Annotated in this window: 24 protein-coding genes; 16 read left to right on the plus strand and 8 right to left on the minus strand. The window is 66.2% G+C overall.

Translation table 11 applies throughout. From position 1 onward, the window contains the following. Positions 1–4: 4 nt before the first annotated feature. Positions 5–1,363, plus strand: a complete 1,359-nt coding sequence (locus tag EDF57_RS07795) for an aromatic ring-hydroxylating dioxygenase subunit alpha (protein ID WP_134093808.1) — start codon at positions 5–7, stop codon at positions 1,361–1,363. Between the two features lie 19 nt (positions 1,364–1,382). Next, positions 1,383–2,291 carry a glyoxalase gene (locus EDF57_RS07800; protein ID WP_134094148.1) on the plus strand — a complete coding sequence of 303 codons (909 nt, stop codon included), beginning with the start codon at positions 1,383–1,385 and terminating at the stop codon, positions 2,289–2,291. 67 nt (positions 2,292–2,358) lie between these two features. Here EDF57_RS07800 and EDF57_RS07805 read toward each other — a convergent pair whose 3' ends face one another. Next, entirely contained in the window at positions 2,359–2,949 is a 591-nt protein-coding gene (locus EDF57_RS07805) for a TlpA disulfide reductase family protein (RefSeq protein WP_132268029.1), read from the minus strand. Between the two features lie 19 nt (positions 2,950–2,968). On the opposite strand from EDF57_RS07805, the gene argH reads away from it, so the two are divergent. The 7 genes from argH to EDF57_RS07840 all read left to right on the plus strand — a co-directional run bounded on the left by argH (position 2,969) and on the right by EDF57_RS07840 (position 9,073). After that, a complete protein-coding gene (gene argH, locus EDF57_RS07810) occupies positions 2,969–4,342 on the plus strand; it encodes an argininosuccinate lyase (protein ID WP_134094149.1) in 1,374 nt (457 codons plus the stop codon). Between the two features lie 5 nt (positions 4,343–4,347). Then, on the plus strand, positions 4,348–4,587 hold the full coding sequence (locus EDF57_RS07815; protein WP_132268031.1) for a hypothetical protein: 240 nt from the start codon (positions 4,348–4,350) through the stop codon (positions 4,585–4,587). Between the two features lie 71 nt (positions 4,588–4,658). Next, positions 4,659–5,918, plus strand: a complete 1,260-nt coding sequence (lysA, locus tag EDF57_RS07820; RefSeq protein WP_134093809.1) for a diaminopimelate decarboxylase — start codon at positions 4,659–4,661, stop codon at positions 5,916–5,918. 81 nt (positions 5,919–5,999) lie between these two features. After that, positions 6,000–6,803, plus strand: a complete 804-nt coding sequence (locus EDF57_RS07825) for an NAD(P)-dependent oxidoreductase (RefSeq protein WP_134093810.1) — start codon at positions 6,000–6,002, stop codon at positions 6,801–6,803. Between the two features lie 180 nt (positions 6,804–6,983). After that, the gene (locus EDF57_RS07830; RefSeq protein WP_132268037.1) at positions 6,984–7,166 is read left to right on the plus strand and encodes a hypothetical protein; all 183 of its coding nucleotides are present in this window, start codon (positions 6,984–6,986) and stop codon (positions 7,164–7,166) included. A gap of 6 nt (positions 7,167–7,172) precedes the next feature. Next, positions 7,173–8,177, plus strand: coding sequence for a hypothetical protein (locus tag EDF57_RS07835; RefSeq protein ID WP_134093811.1), 1,005 nt, complete (start codon positions 7,173–7,175; stop codon positions 8,175–8,177). After that, on the plus strand, positions 8,177–9,073 hold the full coding sequence (locus tag EDF57_RS07840; protein WP_243840958.1) for a transposase: 897 nt from the start codon (positions 8,177–8,179) through the stop codon (positions 9,071–9,073). Before EDF57_RS07835 ends, EDF57_RS07840 begins: the two co-directional genes overlap by 1 nt. A gap of 83 nt (positions 9,074–9,156) precedes the next feature. Here EDF57_RS07840 and ruvX read toward each other — a convergent pair whose 3' ends face one another. From ruvX to pyrE, 7 genes are read right to left on the minus strand one after another with little or no spacing between them, the layout of a single operon-like run. Beyond that, positions 9,157–9,642, minus strand: coding sequence for a Holliday junction resolvase RuvX (ruvX, locus tag EDF57_RS07845; RefSeq protein ID WP_134093813.1), 486 nt, complete (start codon positions 9,640–9,642; stop codon positions 9,157–9,159). Then, the gene (locus EDF57_RS07850) at positions 9,624–10,739 is read right to left on the minus strand and encodes a DUF3089 domain-containing protein (RefSeq protein WP_134093814.1); all 1,116 of its coding nucleotides are present in this window, start codon (positions 10,737–10,739) and stop codon (positions 9,624–9,626) included. The genes ruvX and EDF57_RS07850 overlap by 19 nt, the downstream gene beginning before the upstream one ends. A gap of 32 nt (positions 10,740–10,771) precedes the next feature. Next, the gene (locus tag EDF57_RS07855) at positions 10,772–11,869 is read right to left on the minus strand and encodes an AI-2E family transporter (protein WP_132268046.1); all 1,098 of its coding nucleotides are present in this window, start codon (positions 11,867–11,869) and stop codon (positions 10,772–10,774) included. Continuing rightward, the gene (lepB, locus tag EDF57_RS07860; RefSeq protein WP_134093815.1) at positions 11,869–12,837 is read right to left on the minus strand and encodes a signal peptidase I; all 969 of its coding nucleotides are present in this window, start codon (positions 12,835–12,837) and stop codon (positions 11,869–11,871) included. The genes EDF57_RS07855 and lepB overlap by 1 nt, the downstream gene beginning before the upstream one ends. Positions 12,838–12,856: 19 nt before the next feature. Continuing rightward, positions 12,857–13,267 (minus strand): holo-ACP synthase, encoded by a 411-nt coding sequence (gene acpS / locus EDF57_RS07865; RefSeq protein ID WP_134093816.1) that lies wholly within the window; start codon positions 13,265–13,267, stop codon positions 12,857–12,859. A gap of 16 nt (positions 13,268–13,283) precedes the next feature. Further along, a complete protein-coding gene (locus EDF57_RS07870; protein WP_132268051.1) occupies positions 13,284–14,024 on the minus strand; it encodes a pyridoxine 5'-phosphate synthase in 741 nt (246 codons plus the stop codon). 47 nt (positions 14,025–14,071) lie between these two features. Further along, on the minus strand, positions 14,072–14,656 hold the full coding sequence (gene pyrE / locus EDF57_RS07875) for an orotate phosphoribosyltransferase (protein WP_134093817.1): 585 nt from the start codon (positions 14,654–14,656) through the stop codon (positions 14,072–14,074). Positions 14,657–14,935: 279 nt separating this feature from the next. Here pyrE and coxB point away from each other — a divergent pair, with 279 nt between their 5' ends. From coxB to EDF57_RS07905, 7 genes are all read left to right on the plus strand, one after another. Next, the gene (gene coxB, locus EDF57_RS07880) at positions 14,936–15,928 is read left to right on the plus strand and encodes a cytochrome c oxidase subunit II (RefSeq protein ID WP_314468302.1); all 993 of its coding nucleotides are present in this window, start codon (positions 14,936–14,938) and stop codon (positions 15,926–15,928) included. 27 nt (positions 15,929–15,955) lie between these two features. Beyond that, on the plus strand, positions 15,956–17,644 hold the full coding sequence (gene ctaD, locus EDF57_RS07885; protein ID WP_132268057.1) for a cytochrome c oxidase subunit I: 1,689 nt from the start codon (positions 15,956–15,958) through the stop codon (positions 17,642–17,644). 92 nt (positions 17,645–17,736) lie between these two features. Beyond that, positions 17,737–18,648: a heme o synthase gene (locus tag EDF57_RS07890; protein WP_132268059.1), complete on the plus strand. Its 912-nt coding sequence runs from the start codon at positions 17,737–17,739 to the stop codon at positions 18,646–18,648. A gap of 11 nt (positions 18,649–18,659) precedes the next feature. Beyond that, positions 18,660–18,791 carry a hypothetical protein gene (locus EDF57_RS26190; protein WP_279388332.1) on the plus strand — a complete coding sequence of 44 codons (132 nt, stop codon included), beginning with the start codon at positions 18,660–18,662 and terminating at the stop codon, positions 18,789–18,791. Next, a complete protein-coding gene (locus EDF57_RS07895; protein ID WP_134093818.1) occupies positions 18,791–19,396 on the plus strand; it encodes a cytochrome c oxidase assembly protein in 606 nt (201 codons plus the stop codon). The genes EDF57_RS26190 and EDF57_RS07895 overlap by 1 nt, the downstream gene beginning before the upstream one ends. A 90-nt stretch (positions 19,397–19,486) precedes the next feature. Then, a complete protein-coding gene (locus EDF57_RS07900; RefSeq protein WP_132268062.1) occupies positions 19,487–20,308 on the plus strand; it encodes a cytochrome c oxidase subunit 3 in 822 nt (273 codons plus the stop codon). A gap of 100 nt (positions 20,309–20,408) precedes the next feature. Further along, positions 20,409–20,975 carry an SURF1 family protein gene (locus EDF57_RS07905; RefSeq protein ID WP_134093819.1) on the plus strand — a complete coding sequence of 189 codons (567 nt, stop codon included), beginning with the start codon at positions 20,409–20,411 and terminating at the stop codon, positions 20,973–20,975. The last annotated feature ends 198 nt before the right edge of the window (positions 20,976–21,173 follow it).

Here is a 21,173-nt window from a genome sequence, read left to right on the forward strand (position 1 = left end):
AGCAATGGGTGAGCAGGGTAAGATCGTACAGGCTCCCGAGGATCTGACCGTCCCGGTCCGCGTCCCGGCGGAAGCTTACATCTCCCCGGAATACGCCAGGGCGGAACGCGACAAGCTCTGGCGCAAGGTCTGGCTCCAGGCCGGGCGGCTGGAAGACATTCCGGAAGTGGGCGATTTCATCACGTTCGACATCATCGACGATTCGGTGATCGTGGTCCGCGCCTCCGAAACCGAGATCCATGCTTTCTACAACGTCTGCCCCCATCGCGGCCGCAAGCTGGTCGATACCCCGGCCGGAAAACGCAATGCGCGCGGCACGCGTCGCAGCTTCATCTGCGGCTATCACGGCTGGACCTTCGCCCTGGACGGCGCGAACACCTATCTGGAGCATCCGGAGGACTGGCAGGGCCATCTCTGTGCCGGCAAGGCCGACCTGGGTGTTGTCAAGGTCGATACCTGGGGCGGCTGGATCTGGATCAATCTGGACCCCGACGCCATGCCGCTGGCCGATTATCTGCACCCGGCGGCGGGCATGCTCGATCCCTACGGCCTCCAGAACATGCGTCCGCGCTGGCGCAAGTGGGTGGTGTTCGAGTGCAACTGGAAGGTCGCGATGGAGGCCTTTTGCGAGACTTACCACGTCTCCACCACGCACCCGGAATTCATGGAATTCGGCCAGTTTCGCGGCTGGGCGCGCAACCAGGGCCTCCATTCGAACATCGGCTATGACGCGCCGAAGGGGCAGGAGGAAGACTCGGGCAAGCTGCGCCTCGGCGCCGGTGAGGATCCGCGCCTGACCACGGCGGACATGCAGAACTTCACTTGGGCGAACGCCAATACCAACACGACGATGACGCTGGTCGGCGTGGCCAACCGCCTGAAGGACGAACTGCCCGAAGGCACCCCGGCGGCGGAAGTCTCCGCCTATTGGATCGGTACCGCGCGCAAGGAAGATGCGGAACGCGGCGTGGTTTGGGCGCAAGTCGACCCGCAGCACACCGCGCAGGCGGGCACGGCCTGGCAGATCTTCCCGAACTTCCAGATCGGCCACGCGGTCAACAACATGCTCTGCTATCAGGCGCGGCCTTACGGCACCGATCCGGACAAGTGCATTTTCGAAGCCGCCGTCTACGAACTCTGGCCCGAGGGCGAGGCGCCCGAGACGGAGTGGGAATATACCGCCCCCACCGACTGGCCGCCGGTGCTCCAGCAGGACTTCGCCAATATGGCCGCCGTCCAGCAGGGCATGAAGAACGTCGGCTTCCGGGGTGCCCAGCCCAATCCCTACATGGAGCGCTCGGTAGCGTCGCTGCACATGAACCTCGCCCGGTTCATGGGCTCGGGCGCGCCCGAAACCTACTGAGGTCTCTGCCTTGGATCCGATGCCCCTGGTGCATGTCAGCTGGGCGCTGGCCGACAACGCTGCGCGCCCGGCGTGCGATGCCTTCTTTCGCGAGGTGTTCGGCGCGCGAACCGCGCACGAGATCCTGATTACGCCCGAGACCGAGAAGCTGGGGCTCGACCGCGAGGAAAGTCTGCTCATGATCGGCGACACCATGGTGATCCCGATCGCTCCGGCCGGTTGCGGTGCGCAGGAGGGCAATCCGCTGGGCGACATGCTGCGCCGCTCGGCGGCACCGAATCGCTGGATCGGCATTGCCCTCAAGGTCGGCGATCTGGCCGTGGCCGACGCCTGGTTCGGCCAGCGCGGGTTCAAGCGGCACTATGATCCCGGCATGGAAGCCTTCTACTTCCTCGTTCCGCGCGGGCAGGCGATGGGCCTGCGGCTGGAAATCGTGAAGCAGGACATGCCGGGCGATCCGCGCCGCGATTCGGCCTGGCGCCCGGACTGCGAGGATCCGCTGGGAATCGAGGGCCTTCAGGCCATCGGCATTTCCGCGCCATCGTTGGCCGAGGCGCGCGAATTGTTCCACGGGAAACTTGACTGGCCCGAACTCGGCACGCGCGCCTTGCCGGAGGCCGACTGCGCCGCCTTCGCGATGGCCGACACCGTGATGGAAGCGCTGGAGGGTAGAGAAGAGGGCGATGCCGTTGCCGTCCACGCGCGCGAGGTGAAGGGCATCTTCCACCTCGTCTTCAAGGTTCGCGATGCCGGCCGCGCGGCGCAATATCTTCGCGGCAGGGGCCTGCCGCTGATCGGCCGAGTCGCGGACCGCTTCGCCATCGCCCCCGAAGCGGCGCAGGGGCGGTTGATCTGGCTGACTGAAACGACGCCGCAGGGCTACCCCGTGCCGGGATCGCGGCTCCATCGAACCACGGTTCCCGGCTGAACGGGCAGCCCGGCATGTATCGCGAATGCCTTCGGGGGAGAGGCGCCAGGCCCCTGCCCCCTGAGGATTACTTCGCTTCCGCCAGCAGCTTGGCCGCTTCCGGCGAGGACCAGTCGTTGCCGCCGGTATAGCGCCAGACTTCGCGGCCCTGGCTGTCGAACAGGACGGTGACCGGCAGGTTGCCGCCGTACTGGAAGCCCAGGTCGCCGTTCTCGTCGACCCAGGGCTGGATGTTGTCGAGCTTGCGGCGGCGAAGGATCTCCACGACCTTGTAGGTATCGCCGGTGTCCTCGGAGATCGGCAGGATCTGCACGCGTCCGTTGGGATCCTTGGCCAGGGCCTCCAGGGTGGGCATCTCGGCGATGCAGGGCGCGCACCAGGTGGCCCAGAGATTGATCAGCAGCGGCTTGCCCTTGAGCGACATGAGATCGAGGCTCTCGCCGGTGTTGTCGACCAGCGTCACGTCGGGCAGCGGATCGCCCTTGTGCGAACGGTCGACTTTGCCGGTCGCGGCGGGCTGGGCCGTCGGTGCGGGGCTTTGCGAAGCCTCTTGTTGCGCGTCCTTCTTGCTTTGCCTATCGCAGCCCGCGGCCAGGAGGGCGCCGGCCCCCGCGATGGAACACAGGACGAGCGACTTGAGCGATTTCGAAGACAGCAAGGGTGGAAGCTCCAACCAGATGTGGGGTGGACGGTTCGAAGGTGGACCGTCTGCGATCATGCGCGAGATAAATGCCTCGATCCCCTTCGACAAGGCGCTGTGGAGACAGGATATCGCGGCCAGCAAGGCGCACGTCGCTATGCTGGGTGCCTGCGGGGTCGTTTCGGGCGAGGACGCGATCACCATTCGCGACGGCCTGGACCAGGTCGCGGCCGAGTACGAAGTCTCGGGAGTCCCGGAAAACTGGGACCTTGAGGACATTCACATGACCACCGAGGGCCGCCTTGCCGAACTGATCGGCCCCGTCGCCGGCCGTCTGCACACCGCGCGTTCGCGCAACGATCAGGTCGCAACCGATTTTCGCCTCTGGGTGCGCGATGCCGTCGATCAGGCCGACGCCGGCCTTGAAGCGCTGCAGAAGGCGCTCGTTTCCCGCGCCGGCGAGCATGCCGATTCGATCATGCCCGGCTTCACCCATCTCCAGACCGCGCAGCCGGTGACGCTGGGCCATCACCTGATGGCCTATTACGAGATGATCGGCCGCGACCGTTCGCGGTTCGCCGACGCCCGCAAGCGCATGAACCGCAGCCCGCTGGGCGCGGCGGCGCTGGCCGGCACCGGCTTCCCGATCGATCGCATGATGACGGCGCAGGCGCTCGGTTTCGATGCGCCGACCGACAACAGCCTCGATTCGGTGTCGGACCGTGACTTCGCGCTCGATTACCTGATGGCCGCCGCGCAGTGCTCGCTGCACCTTTCGCGGCTGGCGGAAGAATTCATCATCTGGGCCAGCCAGCCCTTCGGTTTCGTGGCGCTGCCCGATTCGCTGTCCACCGGCAGCTCCATCATGCCGCAGAAGAAGAACCCCGACGCGGCCGAGCTGGTGCGCGGCCATTCGGGCCGGATCGTCGGCTGCCTCACCAGCCTGATGATCACCATGAAGGGGCTGCCGCTCGCCTATTCGAAGGACATGCAGGACGACAAGCCGCCGGTGTTCGAGGCCGCCAGCCTCCTGGCGCTGTCGATCGCGGCGATGACCGGCATGGTCGCCGAAACCCGCTTCCGCACCGATCGCATGCGCGGCGCCGCCGAACTGGGCTTCGCCACCGCCACCGATCTGGCCGACTGGCTGGTGCGCGAAGGCAACATTCCCTTCCGCGAGGCGCACCACATCACCGGTTCTGCGGTGAAGCTGGCCGAGCAGCGCGGCGTCGCGCTCGATCAATTGCCGCTGGAAGACCTCAAGGCCATCGACAGCCGCATCGACGAGCGCGTATTCAAGGCGCTCTCGGTCGAGGCATCGGTCGCCGCGCGTCGGTCGCACGGCGGCACCGCGCCTGAGCAAGTACGCCTGCGCGTGGCCGAAGCCCGGCTCGCGCTCGGTCTGGAGTAAGCCTGATGCGCAAGACTGCCGCCCTGATCCTGCTTCTCGCGCTCTCGGCCTGCGGCCAGAGGGCGGCGCTGGCATTGAAACCGGGGCAGCAGCTTCCGCCCGCACCATACGGCCGCGAGCAGAAACCGGGCAGCGCCGAGCTGCTCCAGACGCCGACGTTGGCGATCCCCGAACGCAGCGTCGAGCTGCGCACCCGCTCGGAACCACGGGACGACGATCCCTTCGATCTCCCGCCGCCTGAGTAGTTTTCAGGCCAAATCGCTTTAGGCCGGATACACTTCCAGGCCGATCAGGCCTTCCAGATACCGAGACACCCATGGACCATTTTGCCCTGACCAACGGCGAGCTTTTCGCCGAAGACGTGCCGCTGGCCGTCATCGCCCGCGAAGTCGGCACGCCCGTCTACGTCTATTCCCGTGCGACCCTGAGCCGCCACGCCCGCGTGTTCCGCGAGGCGCTGGCCGAATTGCCCAGCGTCCACATCGCCTTTGCCGTGAAGTCCAACCCCAACCTTGCCGTGCTGCGCCTGCTGGCGAGCGAGGGCTACGGTGCCGATGTCGTCTCGGAAGGCGAGATGAACCGCGCGTTGGCCGCCGGTATCCCGGCCGGTGACATCGTCTTCTCGGGCGTCGGCAAGACCCGCCGCGAACTGACCGCGGCCGTCAAGGCAGGGATCGGCCAGTTCAACCTCGAAAGCGAGGAAGAGGGCGTCGAACTGGCGGAAATCGCCGCTGAACTCGGCTTGCGCGCCGCTTGCGCGCTTCGCGTCAATCCCGACGTGGACGCCCGCACCCATGCGAAGATCTCCACTGGCAAGGCGGACAATAAGTTCGGCGTCGCCTACGACCGCGCGGGCGGGATCTACGCCCGTCTCTCGGCTCTGCCCGGGCTGGAGATGAAGGGCCTTGCCGTCCACATCGGCAGCCAGATTTCCGACCTCGAACCCTCGCGCCTCGCCTTCCTCAAGATGGGCGAGCTGATGGAGGCGATTCGCGCCGAAGGTCATTCGGTGACTCACATGGATCTCGGCGGCGGCCTTGGCGTGCCTTACAAGGCCAGCGATTCGCTGCCGACCCCGCAGGACTACGGCGCGATGGTCGCTTCGGTCGCCAAGGACTGGGGCGTTACCCTGATGTTCGAACCGGGCCGCGTGATTACCGGCAATTCCGGCGTGCTCGTCACCGAAGTGGTGCGCGTGAAGGAGGGCGTGGTGAACCCCTTCGTCGTCGTCGATGCGGCGATGAACGACCTTGCCCGCCCGGCCATGTACGACGCCTGGCACGACTTTGCGGCCGTGAAGCCCAACGGCGCCACGATGACCGCGAACATCGTCGGTCCGATCTGCGAAAGCTCGGACACCTTCGCCATGGGCCGCGAGATCGACGAAGTCGCCGCGGGCGATCTGGCGATCTTCCGCACGGCCGGTGCTTATGGCGCGACGATGGCGAACACCTACAACAGCCGCGCGCTGGTGCCGGAAGTCATGGTGGATGGCGAAAAGTGGGCGGTGGTGGCCGCCCGCATCGAGCCCGAGACGATCCTGGCGGCCGAAACCGTGCCCGACTGGCTCGCCTGAGCGCCGGCTTCGACAAGCGCGGATCGAACGGATAGGAACGGCACGGTTTGCCGTTCCTTTTCGTTTCGAGGCCCTGTTTCCATGATCGAAAGCCTGCCCCTGTTTCATCGCCTTTCGGGGCGTCCGGTCGTGGTCACCGGGGATGGCGAGGCGGCCGATGCCAAGCGGCGCCTGGTGGAGCGGGCGGGCGGCCGGGTGGTTCGTGACCTGGCCGAGGGCATGGCGGCGGGCGCCCGCATCGCCTTCATCGCCCAGGAGGACGAGGCGGCCGCCCAGGCCGATGTCGGCCGCGCGCGCGCGGCCGGGATGCTGGTCAACGCCCCGGATCGCCCCGCGCTCTGCGATTTCACCGTCCCCTCGATTCTCGACCGCACGCCGGTCCTGCTGGCGATCGGCACGGGCGGGGCTTCCGCAGGGCTGGCCAAGCAGCTGCGCCTGCGGCTTGAGGCGCTGTTGCCGCAGTCGCTGGGCATTCTGGCCAGCGCCTTGCTGGCGGCGCGTCCGGCGCTGCGCGCACGCTTTCCAGAGGCAGGCGAGCGCCGGCGGGCGCTGGATGCGGCGCTGGGGCAGGGCGGCGCGCTGGACCCTCTGGAGGACGCGGGCGCGGAGCGGGTGGCCGAGTGGCTGGCCCATGCCCCGCAGGCGCCGCGCGCGCCGGTGGAAATCACCCTGCGCAGCGCCGATCCCGAAGACCTGACCTTGCGGGAAGCGCGCCTGCTCGGTTCGGCCGATCTGATCGTGCACGAGTCGGAAGTGCCACCGGCCATTCTAGACCGCGCGCGCGCCGATGCGGCCCGGCAGCTGGCCGGGGCCGACGAGCAATCTTTCGAAATGCATCGCGGACTGGTCGTAACCCTCCGCTTCCCCGCCGCGAACCGGGATTGATCGCGGTGACAGCTCTTGTTCGACAATAGTGTCGAACAATTTGCGCGGTTAAAAACAAGTTTACAATTTCAAGGAATTAACTCATTCAAAGGCGCGGTGTGCGGCAGACTTTGCCCAGTGTGACTTGAGACTACTGCGGCGCAGGAATGGCCGAAGGAACCGGTTTTGCAAATATCCGATGTGACGACTATCAAATTGCCGCAGATCGACTTTGCCAGCCTTCCCGATCTCGCCAGTTTTTCCGACTGCGATCGTCCCACCGCGCTGCACGGCGCGCTGACGGACCGACCCCGCCTGCAAAGCCTGGACGACAACCGCGCCCTGCTGCTTCCCTGCCTGTACGAACTGCATCCGGGAACGTGAACCGGGATGCAGGTGCATGACGACCTGAAGGCGCTTTCGCGCGACGCTGCCGCTTGGGAACAGGGCCAACGGACGCTCGCCCGGACGATCACGGCGTGGCGGACTGCGCCGGAGGCCGCGTCGGTACTGGCCGCTCTCGACAGGTTCGGGCGGAAGGAACCTCTCGATTCCTGCGCTGCGCTGGCGGCGCTCTTCGCGAAAGTCGGCGACGTTGCCCCCGATCCGGCGGCCGATACGCCCCCCGATCCTGCACGCGCGCTGGTGAGTGGGCTGATGCGCCGAGGATTGGCGGCGCTGGCGGCCCATCCGCTTGGCCAGATGCCGTTTCGCCATGCGCACAGGCAGGCGGCCGATACGCTGCTCCTGGCCCATTCGGGCACTGCCACGCTGGGGCTCGCGGTGTTCGACGGTGCGGCGCTCGCGCGGCAGCCCGCGCCCAGAACAGCGGAATTCGCGCCTGTCGAGACGTGGTTTCGCGTGCTGGCGGGAAGCGGGCGGGGCGATCTCACCACGCGCGATCCGGAAAGCGCCGCCTTGCGCACCAAAGCGCTCGATCTGGTGCCCAGCATGACATTCCACCGGCATGGCGCGCGGCAGGCCCTGCAATTGCGGGAGGTTTCAGGCAGCCTCGTCGTCTTGCGGCTGCAACGGCTCACGTCGCTCCACGATCCCGTGCGCGAGGTGGCGCTGGGAGACGGCGACTTGCGGTCGCAAGCAGCGCTGACGGCGGAATATAGCCGAATGGACATGGCCATGGCCGCTCTGGCGGCGCTCGGGCGGCAGGACGCGGTTCCGGCGCTCTCGCGCCTGGTCCATGGCCAAGGCCCCGCCGCCCTGCGCTGGCAGGCGCTGCGGGCGATCCTGGCGCTCGATACCCGCGCCGGGCTGGTGCTCCTGAGAACGGTTGCGTCGAGCGATGATCCGGCCTTGTCCGGGCCCGCGCGCGACTTGCACCGCACTTTGGTCGCCCAATGGCCGGAGCTGGAGAAAGTGGCGCAATGGCGCGGATGATGACCATGCGCGACCCGACGAGCGCCTCGCTCGCGGAGTTCGTCGATGCGCTGTCGAGCTGGGGCTTCGATCCGCGCGATGACGTGAGCCTGTCCCACGCGGCGAACTGGTTGCAGCGGCTCGGCAATGACCGGACGTTCCTGGGCGACATGCTGATCGACCTGATCTCCGGTCTGGCGCCTGTGCCGGACGGGGCGGACGCGCTGGAAGGGATCGGCGCGCATTCGATCATGCTGGTGACGCCGGGCCAGGGCAATTTCTTCCTCAACGCCCGCATCTGGCCGGCCGAGCAGGACGCGCTCTACCGCGCCAGCGGCCCCGAGGCGCTAGGCTACGGTCAGGCGCACGACCACAACTTCGACATGCTGGCGCTGGGCTATTTCGGGCCGGGCTACGCGGCGGACGAATTCGAATACGACTATGGGGCGGTGGTGGGATACGAAGGCGAGCCGGTGGCGCTGCGCCCGGCCGGCCGGTTCGTGCTGGCACCGGGCAGCATGGTCCATTACCGCGCGCACCGCGACGTTCATGTCCAGCAACCCCCGGCCTCGCTGTCGGTGGCGCTGAACCTCGTGCATACGCAGGCCGTGCAAGGCTGGATGGACAGCTACGATTTCGATGTGGCGCGCGGCACCGTCACGCGGCTCCATGGCCATGGGCCGAGCGAGAGCTTCCTGCGGATCGCCGTCGCGCTCGGCGGCGGGGAGGCGCAGGATCTTGCGAGCCGGTTCGGCCAGTCCCATCCCAGCGACCGCATGCGCTTGGCCGCTTGGGAAGCGCTGGCTGGCGCAGCCGCGGGCGCCGAAGCGCGCGACGCCGTCTGGCGAGAGGCGGAAGGCTGCGGAAGCCGCCTGGTTGCCGCCGAGGCGCTGCGGCGGCGGGGAGGCGACGGCTAGGGCGGCGCCTGTCGCGGACCGTCGGCAGGCGCCGCCTTGGCGCCGGCAGTCTTCAGGCGCCGGCGTTCGGAATGACGGCCTTGTCAGAACATCCCGCCGACCAGGGCGTCGACGGCGCCTTGCAGGATCACCGCGGCGGCCGCGGAATCGATCCGCGTGGCGCGCTTGGCGCGGCTCATGTCCTGGTCGATCAGGCCGCGCTCGGCGCTGGTGGTGGACCAGCGCTCGTCCCAGAGCAGGATCGGCAGGCCCACCACCGAGAGGTTGCGGGCATAGGCGCGGCTCGATTGCGCGCGGGGGCCTTCGGAGCCGTCCATGTTGAGCGGCAGGCCGATGACGATCCCCTTGATGCCGCGTTCGCGGATCAGTTCCTCCATCAGCGCCTTGTCGGCGCCGAACTTGCTGCGCTTCAGCGTCTTGCCGGGGGAGGCGATGCGCCAGCCGGCATCGCAGAAGGCCGTGCCGATGGTCTGGGTGCCCAGGTCGAGGCCCATCAGCGCGCCCCGGTTTTCCGCCAGTGCGGCGCGGTAGTCCAGCGCGTTGGTGGTGATCAATGTGCCTTCTGCCATGCCGCGACGCGTCCTTCGAAATCCGCGCGAAGGTTCGCCCAGAACAGCGTCACGTCATAGAGGTGGTAGTTGTTTCCGGGAAGCACGTAAGGCCCCAGATCCAGCGCTGGTGGCGGTCCGATGTGGAGAAAATGGTCGGATCCGCAGCTGGCCGGGACGGTCGCCTTGGCCAGAGTGCCGGTCCCGGTGCGGAAATCGGGCACCAGCGTGCCGAGATTGGCGGCAGCATCGGCGCTTCCGCCTTCGGTGCCGGTCAGCGGATTGGTGCAGAGGAATGGGCTGGTGGCCACGCTCTGCCCGTCGAGGCCGGTGCGGCGGGCGTAGGCGTTTGTTAGCATCTGCGTCTCGGCGGGATCGGCCACCGAAAGCCAGCTTATCACGCAGCCGGTCTGGTCGGAGCGGAGGCACGCGGGCAGGCCCATCCGGGGCAGGTCATGCGCCAGCGAGACCGGCCAGCCGATCACGTAGGCGGCGACGATGCGCTTGCCGAGCGGCTTCCCGGCTGCCCGGTCCCGCAGCACGCGGCGCAGCAGGAAGGCACCCTGGCTATGTCCGGCCACGACGATCGGGCGGCCCGCGGGTACGCTCTCCACGAACTGGTCGAAGGCGGCGAGCACGTCGGAATAGGCCAGGTCGATCGCGCGGTTGGCCTGGGGCGCGGCGGTAAGGAAGGCGCCGATGGCCGCCTGGCGGTAGCGCGGCGCCCAGATCTCGGCGCGATTGAAGGGGCTCGCCATGCCTTTCACGAAAAGCTCTGCGCGGCCCTGCGAGAAGTCATCCGCGAGATCGCCGTTCCAGGCGCTGCGCACGACGAGGCTGGTGGGGTGCACGAAGAACACCGCGACCGGCAGGGGGCTGGCCGGCTTCTCCACGCCCGGCGGCAGCCAGCGCGCGGGATCGTCCTTCATGTCGGGCCGGGCGATCCACATCTTCGGATCGCGCCAGGCTTCCGGCCCGAGGGCGTCCTTGGGGGCGTAATCCACCGTGGGCACGAAGGCGATTTCGGTCAGGTCTTCCGACCAGAGCCGCATGGCCGCCAGCAGGCCGATGGCGAGGATGACGAGAATGGCGATGACGTAGAGGAACTTGCGGGCCATGGTTCAGGATCTCGCCCGAGTGTGGCGGCGGGTCAAGCCGAAGCCTCCAGGCCGGCGGCAGTCTTGCCCCCGCCGTTGCGATCGGCCTCCCGTTCGAGCCAGATCTTGATCATCGCCACCAGCGGATCGGCCAGCGCCAGCCCGAGCAGGCCGAACAGGACGCCCATGATGAGCTGGGTCGCCAAGACCAGCGCGGGCGGCAGATCCACGGTCTTGCGGGCGATCATCGGCACGATCAGGTAACCGTCGATCAGGTGGATCAGCAAGTAGACGACGATGGTGTAGAGCCCCATCTCGTATCCGCCCGAGAAGCCGACCAATATCATGATCATGCCGGAAATCGGCGCACCGATATTGGGCAGGAAGGCGAGCATGCCGGTGATGAGCCCAAGCAGGACCGCCATCGGCACGCCGTAGAATTGCAGCATCGCCCAAGTGAACAGGCCCTCCACCGTCATGCCGATCAGACGGCCGAACATCAGGCGGCGCAGGGCCTGGCCCATCATCTCCACCGTCGTTTCGAAATGATCGCGCCTGTCTATGGGCAGCATCCAGCCGACGCCGCGCTGGTATAGCCGGGGCTCCAGGGCAAAGTAGATGCCCAGAACCAGGATCAGGAACAGGGTCGTGACCACCCCGATCAGCCCGCCGACCACGCGCGTCACTTGCCCGATCCCGCCAAGCGCCTCTTGCGCCATGCCGCGCAGTTCGGTGATGCGCGGCTGGATGCCATGGGCGTGAAGCCAGGTGAGGCCGTGGCGGAACTGGCTTTCGATCGTTGCGGGCAGCTCGGCCGCCTGCATGGCGATCTGACTGCCGGCAAAGCGCCCGACCCAGAGCAGGAACAGCAGGGCCAGGAGCAGAACCATGCCCACGCGCAGTCCGCGCGGGATCTTCAGCACTTTGCCGATCAGGCGGGCGCCGCCGTCGATGAGGGCGCCGAAGACGATGCCGCCGAAGATGACGAGCAGCGATTGCGCCAGGAATACGGTGAGCGCCAGAAGCGCCGCCATCCCGATCCACACGAAGGCCTTGCGGGCTTCGGTGCGGATCAGCGGATCGGAAATGTCGGTCGGACCGGCACGCTCGGCAAGATCGGCTCCTGCCTCCCGTTCCGGCCCCGTCGCCATCAGTTCGCGGCTCCGGAGGCCATGCGCGGCTGGTCGGCGCCGGACGGCCAGGTCTTGGAGGGATCCACGGGCGGACGCAGGCTGGTGAAGGCGCGGCCGGGGCGCAGCGCGCTCCACCAGGTCAGCGGGTTCCAGCTCTGTGTGCCGTCGAGAGAGAATGTGATGAATTCGGCCCGTCCGCCCACGTCGGACAGCGGCACGGGACCGCCGAGGCCGCCGCCGGGCTGGCCGAACATGTCGGTTTCGAACGGCGCCCGGCTGTCGGCCGAACGGTCGCGATCGTCGCCCATCAGGAAGACGTGACCTTCAGGCACCCTGACCTCCCCGTAATTGTCCAGTTCCTGGTTCAGATAGTCGATCACCTGATAACTGGCGCCGTTGGGCAATGTTTCACGGTAGGTCGGCATTTCGTAGACGCTTCGGCCACTGGGCAGGCGGGTGCGGAACTGTTCGAAGCCCTCGTAGCAATGGCCGGGCTCGGCATCGCCCTCGCAGGTCAGCGAATCGTCGGCGGCGATGCGGACGGGTGGCACCATTTCACGCGGCACGAAGCGGCCGTTGAGGCGGATGCGGCCGTCGATCACGGCGATGCGGTCTCCGGGCAGGGCGACCACGCGCTTGATCAGGTCGGCCTTGCGGTTGCCGGGCACGACGATGACGATGTCCCCGTATTCCGGCGTCCGGCCCAGCAGGCGCCAGGTGCTGCGCGGCAGCAGGTGGAAGCTGATCGAGGACCAGTTCCAGCCATAGGGATATTTGGAAACGACCAGCCGGTCGCCCACCAAGAGCCCGGGCATCATCGAGATCGAAGGGATGTAGAACGGCTTGGCGATGAAGGAATGGAATGCCAGCACGCCTAGCAGCATGAGCATGAGGCCGCGCAGCTCCTGGAACCAATTGACCTTCTCCGCGACCGGCGGGGCCTGAAGGGGCGCCGGGTTTACGGTCGGCTTGGGCTGTTGGATCATGTCCCGGGGATACTCGGCGTCAGGATTGGGGGAGGGGGCGTGCTTCGATGACCACGAAGGCCTGTGCCCATGGATGATCGTCCGTGAGCGTGAGGTGAACCACGGCCTCGTGTCCGGCCGGAGTCAGGCTGTCCAGCCGCAGTTTCGCGCCGCCGGTCAGCGCCAGCGTCGGTGCGCCCGAAGGGGCGTTGACGACGCCGATGTCCTTCATGAACACGCCTGCCTTGAAGCCAGTGCCGACGGCCTTGGAGAAGGCTTCCTTGGCGGCGAAGCGCTTGGCCAGCGTGCCGGCAACGGTGTGGGGACGGCGCGCCGCCTTGGCACGCTCCACATCGGTGAAGACGCGCTGGAGGAAACGTTCCCCGAATCGGTCGAGCGAGTTCTGGATCCGCTCGATGTTGCAGAGATCGGAGCCGAGGCCGATAATCATGAAATTCCGGTCCTTTTCACCGAACCTCGTCCATCAACTGGCGCATTTTCCGCACGCTGGTTTCCAGCCCGCAGAAGATCGCCTCGCCGATAAGGTAATGGCCGATGTTGAGTTCCGCCAGTTGCGGAATGGCGGCCACTGGCTGGACGTTGTCGTACGTGAGGCCGTGGCCGGCGTGAGGCTCGATGCCGTTCTTTGCGGCCAGAGCGGCCATGTCGACGATGCGGCGCAGTTCCACCGCGACCTGCTCGCCTTCGGCATGGGCATATTCGCCGGTGTGGAACTCCACCACCGGGGCGCCCAGCTTCATCGCCGCTTCGATCTGCCGCGGCTCGGGCGCGATGAACAGGCTGACGCGGATGCCGGCGTCCGACAGGCGGGCGACGATCGGGGCGAGCCGGTTGTGCTGGCCGGCCGCATCCAGTCCGCCCTCGGTCGTGCGTTCCTCGCGGCGCTCCGGCACGATGCAGGCGGCATGCGGCCGGTGGCGCAGCGCGATCTCGAGCATCTCGTCGGTCGCTGCCATTTCCAGGTTGATCGGCAGGCCGGTGGCCTCGAACACCCGCTGGAGGTCTTCGTCGCGAATGTGGCGGCGATCCTCGCGCAGATGGACGGTAATGCCGTCACCCCCCGCCTGGGCCACGATCTGCGCGGCGCGCGCCGGATCGGGATGCTCGCCGCCGCGCGCGTTGCGGATGGTGGCGACGTGGTCGATATTGACACCGAGACGCAGACGGGAAGGGGTGAGGACGTTCATTCGCTCATCCTGAACGGGATAGGGGGCGGGCGGAAGATCGGCGGGGATCAGGGCTGGGCGCGGCTGCCCGGCTTGATCGCGGGGGTTGCGGCCAGATCGGCCGGCAGCTCGTCCGCGGCGTACGTCGGGAAGTTCAGCGCCACCAGCGGGAAGAAGGGCACGCCGAGGTCCACCGCGCCCGCCGAACGGTCGATCAGCGATGCGGCCGCGACCACTTCGCCGCCGGCTTCCTCGATGGCCTTGATCGCCTCGCGGCTGGAAAGACCGGTGGTGACCACGTCCTCCACCATCAGTACTTTGTCGCCCGCTTCCAGCGAAAAGCCGCGGCGCAGTTCGAAAGTGCCGGTCGGGCGTTCCACGAACATGGCGTCGACCTGGAGGGCGCGGCCCATTTCCTGGCCGATGATGACCCCGCCCATCGCCGGCGAGACGACCTTGGTGATGGACTTGCGAATATCGTGGGGGAGTTTTGCAGCCAGGGCGACGGCGAGTCTCCCGGCGCGGTCCGGGTTCATCAGAACGCGGGCGCACTGGAGGTAGAAAGCGCTGTGTCGACCCGAGGAAAGCAGGAAATGCCCCTCAAGCAAGGCCTTGCTGGCGCGGAACTCGGCGAGGACTTCTTCTTCCTGCATCGACGGGTAATCCTTTGGTGCAATTTGCAATGTTCTGGCAGGGCGTCATGGACGCTTGCGTCAAAAATCCCCTAGAGGCGCTTGAGACAGGCGGCAAGGCCGCGTATAGCCCCCGGTGAAGGGGGGCACCAAGCCTCCGCAATAGGGGTGCGCGCTTGGGAGGCGACTCACTTGGGCGTTCATAAAGAAAACGGAAGCGCTATAACCATGATATTGGGCAAAACCGTTCGTACTTTGGGCGAGGCTGCAAGAGCTCTCGGTCTATATTCCGTCGCGGCCATGGCGTTCTCGTCGACTTTGGCAGTTTCTTCCGCAATCGCGGCGCCGGCTGCTTCGGCTGTCGTTCCGGCACCCGTCGCCAGCTATACGCCGCTGAAGCCGACCCCCGGCATCGGCATGCCGGTAGAGGGCGGAATCGGCCTCCAGCAGCAGTTTTCCAAGCTCGGCGAATATGGCGAGTGGATCCACGACGGCGTGCTGATGCCGATCATCACGGTCATCACGCTCTTCGTGCTGCTGCTCATCGTCATCATCGCGGTGCGCTACAACCGCCGCGCCAATCCGGTGGCCTCCAAGACCAGCCACAACACCATCCTCGAAGTGGTGTGGACGCTGGTTCCGGTGCTGGTCCTGATCGGCATCGCGGTTCCTTCGATCGACCTCATCGCCAAGCAGTACAAGCCGGCTCCCAAGGGCGCGCTGACCATCAAGGTCACGGGCAACCAGTGGTTCTGGACTTACGGCTACCCCGACAATGGCGACTTCGAGGTCGTCTCCAACATGCTCAACCTGCCCGGCCAGCCGATCATCAACAACGGCGTGCGCGAAGTGGGCTCCAAGCCCTGGGACGGCCCCTCGCATCTTGAGGTGGACAACCGCATGGTCGTGCCGGTGGGCGAACCGATCCGTCTGCAGATCACCGCGGCGGACGTGATTCACTCGTTTGCCGTGCCTTCGCTCTGGTTCAAGCTCGACGCCGTGCCCGGCCGCATCAACGAAAAGGTGCTGCTGGTCGAAAAGCCCGGCGTCTATTACGGCCAGTGCTCGGAACTGTGCGGCGCCAAGCATGGCTACATGCCGATCGCGGTCGAGGCGCTGCCGCGCGCCCAGTACGATGCCTGGGTCCTGACGCACGCCGGCGGCGTGATCGACGGACAGGCCAAGCCCGCCGCTGCCGCAGCAGCAGCGGCACCCGCAATGAGCCCTGGCGCCGTCGCCACGGCCGAAGCGACGGAGGCCTCGGCCTCCGAAGCCACCGCCGCAGCAGAATAAGCGCGAATCGAAGGACAGGGCTCCACCATGGCAACCACCGTTCCAGAACATTTCCAAGGGCATGCCGATCATCACGGCCATGCCGACCACGACCACAAGCCGAGCTTCTTCGCGCGCTGGTTCATGTCCACCAACCACAAGGACATCGGCACGATGTACCTGATCTTCGCGATCTTCGCGGGGATCATCGGCGGTGCCTTCTCCGGCATGATGCGCATCGAACTGGCCGAACCGGGCATCCAGTACCTCGATATCTTCGCGCGCTGGTTCGGCGCGACGAACCCTGATTTCAACTCGACGCTGCATGTCTGGAACGTGCTCATCACCGCCCACGGCCTGATCATGGTGTTCTTCATGGTCATGCCGGCGATGATCGGCGGCTTCGGCAACTGGTTCGTGCCGCTCATGATCGGCGCGCCGGACATGGCCTTCCCGCGCATGAACAACATCTCGTTCTGGCTGACCGTGGCGGGCTTCATCTCGCTGCTGTGCTCCGCCTTCGTGCCCGGCGGCACGGGTCTCGGCGCGGGTACCGGCTGGACGGTCTATGCGCCGCTCTCGACCACCGGCTCGCCCGGTCCCGCGGTCGATTTCGGCATCTTCGCGCTGCACCTTGCCGGTGCCGGCTCGATCATGGGTGCGATCAACTTCATCACCACGATCTTCAACATGCGTGCCCCCGGCATGACTATGCACAAGATGCCGCTGTTCGTGTGGTCGGTGCTGGTCACCGCCTTCCTGCTGCTGCTCTCGCTGCCGGTCCTGGCCGCCGCGATCACCATGCTGCTGACCGACCGCAACTTCGGCACCACCTTCTTCGATCCTTCGGGCGGCGGCGATCCGGTGCTTTACCAGCACCTGTTCTGGTTCTTCGGCCACCCCGAAGTCTACATCATGATCCTGCCCGGCTTCGGCATCATCTCGCAGATCGTCTCGACCTTCTCGAAGAAGCCGGTGTTCGGCTACCTCGGGATGGCCTACGCCATGGTCGCCATCGGCGTGGTCGGCTTCATCGTCTGGGCGCACCACATGTACGCCACCGGCATGTCGGTGAACACCAAGATGTACTTCACCGCCGCCACCATGGTCATCGCGGTGCCCACGGGCATCAAGATCTTCTCGTGGATCGCGACGATGTGGGGTGGTTCGGTCGAGTTCAAGAGCCCGATGGTCTGGGCCATCGGCTTCATCTTCCTCTTCACCGTCGGCGGCGTGACCGGCGTGGTGCTGGCGAACGGCGGCGTCGACGACGTGCTGCACGACACTTACTATGTCGTGGCGCACTTCCACTACGTGCTGTCGCTGGGTGCCGTCACCGCGCTCTTCGCCGGGTTCTACTACTGGTTCCCGAAGATGAGCGGCCGGATGCATTCCGAGTTCCTCGCCCACGTCCACTTCTGGATCTTCTTCATCGGCGTGAACATGATCTTCTTCCCGATGCACTTCCTCGGGCTGCAGGGCATGCCGCGTCGCTATCCGGACTATGCCGAGGCGTACCAGCACTGGAACCACGTCGCGACGATCGGCTACATGGTCATGGCGACCAGCCTGGTGGTCTGGCTGATCAACATGCTCTATGCCTTCACGGCCGGTCGCAAGGCCGAGGACAGCTACTGGGGCGAAGGCGCCACCACGCTGGAATGGACGCTGACCAGCCCGCCGCCGTTCCACCAGTTCGAGACGCTTCCCGTGATCGAGGAAGCTGCTCACCACTGATCGAAGCGTCGTCCCGGGGCTGACCCGGGACGACGCCCGATTCGCAAGGAACTCGCTTTTCGCGGCTTTGCGGGTGTATGGGGCCAACCACCATGACGACAACGAGTCCCTCTCCCGCCGCAACGCTCCCCGCCGATTGGCGCGACCTTTTCGCGCTGACCAAGCCGCGGGTGATGAGCCTGGTGATCTTCACCGGCCTCTGCGGCCTGCTTGCCGCGCCGGAACGGATCCATCCGGTCCTCGCCTTCACCGCCATCCTCTGCATCGCCATGGGCGCCGGCGGTGCCGCCGCGCTGAACCAGTGGTGGGAGGCCGATCTCGACGCCGGGATGAAGCGCACGGCGAAGCGCCCCCTGCCGCAAGGCCGGCTGGACCGCACGACCGCGCGCGACTTCGCGGGCGTGCTCTGCGCCGTCTCGGTCTTCCTGATGGGCTTTGCAGTCGGCTGGTTGCCCGCCGCGATCCTGGCGATCTCGATCGTCTACTATGCCGTCATCTACACGATCTGGCTTAAGCCGCGCACACCGCAGAACATCGTGATCGGCGGCGGCGCCGGGGCCTTCCCGCCGCTGATCGGCTGGGTGGCCGTCACCGGCGAGATCACGCTGATGCCGGTGCTGCTCTTCGCCATCATCTTCTTCTGGACCCCGCCGCACTTCTGGGCGCTCGCGCTCTTCGTGAAGAGCGATTACGCCAAAGTCGGCATCCCGATGATGCCGGTGGTCGCGGGCGAGAAGGCGACGCGGCACCAGATCCTGCTCTACGCCGTCCTCCTGCTGCCGCTTTCGGCGCTGCCCTGGTGGTTCGGTGCCCATGCGATCTACGGCGTTTCCGCCTTGGTCCTCTCCACGCTGTTCCTGGCGCTTTCCATCCGTGTCGGCCTGCGCGAACGCAGCGGGCCGGACGATGACATGAAGCCGGAAAAGCAGCTTTTCGCCTATTCGGTGCTCTACCTCTTCGCCCTGTTCGCGGCGCTGGTGGTGGATCGCTTCATCGTCCTGTGAAAGATCGAAGCATGAACGACGTCCAGCAGCCCGATCCCCGCACGCCGCAGCAGATTCGCCGGAGCCGCAACCGCGTGCTGGCGCTCAGCCTGGCGGGCTTCGTGGTGCTGGTGTTCTTCATCTCGATCGCGAAGATGAGCTGATGGCAGGCGCAGCCGCTCCTTCCTCCGACGGCAAGACGCGCAGCAACCGGCGCGTCGCTTTCATCGCCCTGTCGATGGCTCTCGGCATGCTGGGGCTGGGCTATGCCTCGGTGCCGCTCTACCGGATCTTCTGCCAGGTGACCGGCTATAACGGCACCACCCGCCGGGCGGACGAGGCGCAGGCGGCAGCCGTGCAAGTGACCGACAAGACCGTGTCGATTCGCTTCGACGCCAATGTCGAACGCGGCATGCCCTGGCAGTTCAAACCGCTCCAGCGCACCGACACGGTGACCATCGGCGAGCGCGACATGGCGCTTTTCTGGGCCAAAAACGATTCAGACAAAGTGATCACCGGCACGGCGAGCTTCAATGTGGAGCCCGAGCAGGCAGCGCGCTACTTCAACAAGATCCAGTGTTTCTGCTTCACCGAACAGACGCTCCAGCCGGGCGAAGCGGTGAAGATGCCGGTGATCTATTACGTCGATCCGGCGTTCCTGAACGACCCGGATAACAAGGACGTGGAGCAGATCACGCTGAGCTATACCTTCCATGTCACCAGCACCTCGGATGCAAAGACACTGGACCACAGCCAAACGGGCGGTTAAGTCCCGGTACGGGAAACAAATCACGGGGGGGAGCATTACCCCACCGGAAGAATCGAACACTGAAGTTTCGAGAACGGGGACGAAGGCACCATGGCCGGTACCAAGAATCACGATTACCATATTCTGCCGCCGGACATTGCGCCGCTGGCGACCACCATCGGTGCGCTCACGTTCACTTCGGGCATGGTCCTGTTCATGCACGACATGGCGGGCGGCAAGTTCGTGCCCTGGCTGGGCCTCGCGATCCTGCTCGCCTCGATGTTCATGTGGTTCTCCAAGATCGTCAATGAAGCCCATGCCGGCGATCACACGCCGGTCGTGCAGCTTCACCAGCGCTACGGCATGATCCTGTTCATCGCTTCCGAAGTGATGTTCTTCGTCGGCTGGTTCTGGGCCTTCTTCGACTTCTCGCTGTTCCCTTCGACGCTTGCCGAAGTGGTCGGAGGCCAGTGGCCGCCCAAGGCGATCGAAGCCGTCATGGACCCGTTCGACCTGCCGCTGCTCAACACGCTGATCCTGCTCTGCTCGGGCACGACCGTCACCTGGGCGCACCATTCGCTGATCCACGGTGACCGCGAAGGGCTGAAGAAGGGGCTCTGGGCCACGATCCTGCTCGGCCTGCTGTTCTCCAGCATCCAGGCCTACGAATATATCCATGCGCCCTTCCCCTTTGGGAAGAACACCTATGGCTCGGCCTTCTACATGGCCACGGGCTTCCACGGCTTCCACGTCATCGTCGGCACCATCATGCTGATCGTTTGCCTGAAGCGCACCTACAACGGCGATTTCACGCCGCGCCAGCACTTCGGCTTCGAAGCCGCGGCCTGGTACTGGCACTTCGTGGACGTGGTCTGGCTGTTCCTTTTCATCGCCATCTACGTCTGGGGCGGCTGGGGCTATCCCACGCACTGACCGGCCGGCCTGCCGGTCAACGGCAGTCCCATCGTTCGAACAGGAGGGCAGCCGCGCACCGCGTCTGCCCTCTTTCGGTTGAATGACCCAAGGAACGTCCATGCGCCCGATCCCCCTGATCCCCACGTTCCTGGTGCTGGTGGCGGTGGCCGTCATGGTCTCGCTCGGCTTCTGGCAGTTGCGCCGCCTTCACGAGAAGGAGGCTTTGCTGGCGCACTACGCCAGCGCCAAAGGCGCGGCGCAGGAAGTGGCATGGCCGCGCGATCGGGCCGGGCAGGAAGACCTGCTGTACCGCCGCGCCCGGCTCGACTGCGCGACCGTGACCGGCCATTCGAGCATCGCCGGCCGCAACGACAAGGACGAATCGGGCGCGGCGCAAACGGCGGACTGCACCCTTGCGGATGGAACCCGTGCCTTGGTCGTGCTTGGATGGTCGCGCTTGCCGATGGCGGCGGGCGGCTGGGAAGGCGGCCCGGTTCACGGCATCGTAGCGCCGGGCCCTCGGCTCGTGGCGACCCCTCCACTTGCAGGGCTGGAGGCGAATGCCATTCCCGATCCCTCGGAGATTCCCAACAACCACTTCGCTTATGCGATCCAGTGGTTCCTCTTCGCGGCGACCGCGCTGGTGATCTACACGCTGGCGTTGATGAAGCGGGGGCAGAAGTAAGCTCGCACGCCATTCGCAGGCGGCAGGTGCGGCGCGCCGCGAGACGATGATGCGCGGCGTCGAGAGTGGCCGTGAGCTGCCCGCACTCTGGCCGCGCCTTAGTTGCCCGCCTCGATCGGTCCCGATCTACGCCCCCCTTTAGGAATTGTTCGCGCGCCAGCCCAACGACAGGCTTTTCATTTCGCGCCCCTGCGGCTA

The organism is Novosphingobium sp. PhB55, assembly GCF_004368805.1.
In the GTDB taxonomy this organism is placed as follows: domain Bacteria; phylum Pseudomonadota; class Alphaproteobacteria; order Sphingomonadales; family Sphingomonadaceae; genus Novosphingobium.

Bases quoted from the DNA above. Each gene is read 5' to 3' on its own strand.
- EDF57_RS07795 (WP_134093808.1), top strand. From the start codon at position 5: ATGGGTGAGCAGGGTAAGATCGTACAGGCTCCCGAGGATCTGACCGTC.
- EDF57_RS07800 (WP_134094148.1), top strand. From the start codon at position 1,383: ATGCCCCTGGTGCATGTCAGCTGGGCGCTGGCCGACAACGCTGCGCGC.
- argH (WP_134094149.1), top strand. From the start codon at position 2,969: ATGTGGGGTGGACGGTTCGAAGGTGGACCGTCTGCGATCATGCGCGAG.
- EDF57_RS07815 (WP_132268031.1), top strand. From the start codon at position 4,348: ATGCGCAAGACTGCCGCCCTGATCCTGCTTCTCGCGCTCTCGGCCTGC.
- lysA (WP_134093809.1), top strand. From the start codon at position 4,659: ATGGACCATTTTGCCCTGACCAACGGCGAGCTTTTCGCCGAAGACGTG.
- EDF57_RS07825 (WP_134093810.1), top strand. From the start codon at position 6,000: ATGATCGAAAGCCTGCCCCTGTTTCATCGCCTTTCGGGGCGTCCGGTC.
- EDF57_RS07835 (WP_134093811.1), top strand. From the start codon at position 7,173: ATGCAGGTGCATGACGACCTGAAGGCGCTTTCGCGCGACGCTGCCGCT.
- EDF57_RS07840 (WP_243840958.1), top strand. From the start codon at position 8,177: ATGACCATGCGCGACCCGACGAGCGCCTCGCTCGCGGAGTTCGTCGAT.
- ruvX (WP_134093813.1), bottom strand. From the start codon at position 9,642: ATGGCAGAAGGCACATTGATCACCACCAACGCGCTGGACTACCGCGCC.
- EDF57_RS07850 (WP_134093814.1), bottom strand. From the start codon at position 10,739: ATGGCCCGCAAGTTCCTCTACGTCATCGCCATTCTCGTCATCCTCGCC.
- EDF57_RS07855 (WP_132268046.1), bottom strand. From the start codon at position 11,869: ATGGCGACGGGGCCGGAACGGGAGGCAGGAGCCGATCTTGCCGAGCGT.
- lepB (WP_134093815.1), bottom strand. From the start codon at position 12,837: ATGATCCAACAGCCCAAGCCGACCGTAAACCCGGCGCCCCTTCAGGCC.
- acpS (WP_134093816.1), bottom strand. From the start codon at position 13,267: ATGATTATCGGCCTCGGCTCCGATCTCTGCAACATCGAGCGGATCCAG.
- EDF57_RS07870 (WP_132268051.1), bottom strand. From the start codon at position 14,024: ATGAACGTCCTCACCCCTTCCCGTCTGCGTCTCGGTGTCAATATCGAC.
- pyrE (WP_134093817.1), bottom strand. From the start codon at position 14,656: ATGCAGGAAGAAGAAGTCCTCGCCGAGTTCCGCGCCAGCAAGGCCTTG.
- coxB (WP_314468302.1), top strand. From the start codon at position 14,936: ATGGCGTTCTCGTCGACTTTGGCAGTTTCTTCCGCAATCGCGGCGCCG.
- ctaD (WP_132268057.1), top strand. From the start codon at position 15,956: ATGGCAACCACCGTTCCAGAACATTTCCAAGGGCATGCCGATCATCAC.
- EDF57_RS07890 (WP_132268059.1), top strand. From the start codon at position 17,737: ATGACGACAACGAGTCCCTCTCCCGCCGCAACGCTCCCCGCCGATTGG.
- EDF57_RS26190 (WP_279388332.1), top strand. From the start codon at position 18,660: ATGAACGACGTCCAGCAGCCCGATCCCCGCACGCCGCAGCAGATTCGC.
- EDF57_RS07895 (WP_134093818.1), top strand. From the start codon at position 18,791: ATGGCAGGCGCAGCCGCTCCTTCCTCCGACGGCAAGACGCGCAGCAAC.
- EDF57_RS07900 (WP_132268062.1), top strand. From the start codon at position 19,487: ATGGCCGGTACCAAGAATCACGATTACCATATTCTGCCGCCGGACATT.
- EDF57_RS07905 (WP_134093819.1), top strand. From the start codon at position 20,409: ATGCGCCCGATCCCCCTGATCCCCACGTTCCTGGTGCTGGTGGCGGTG.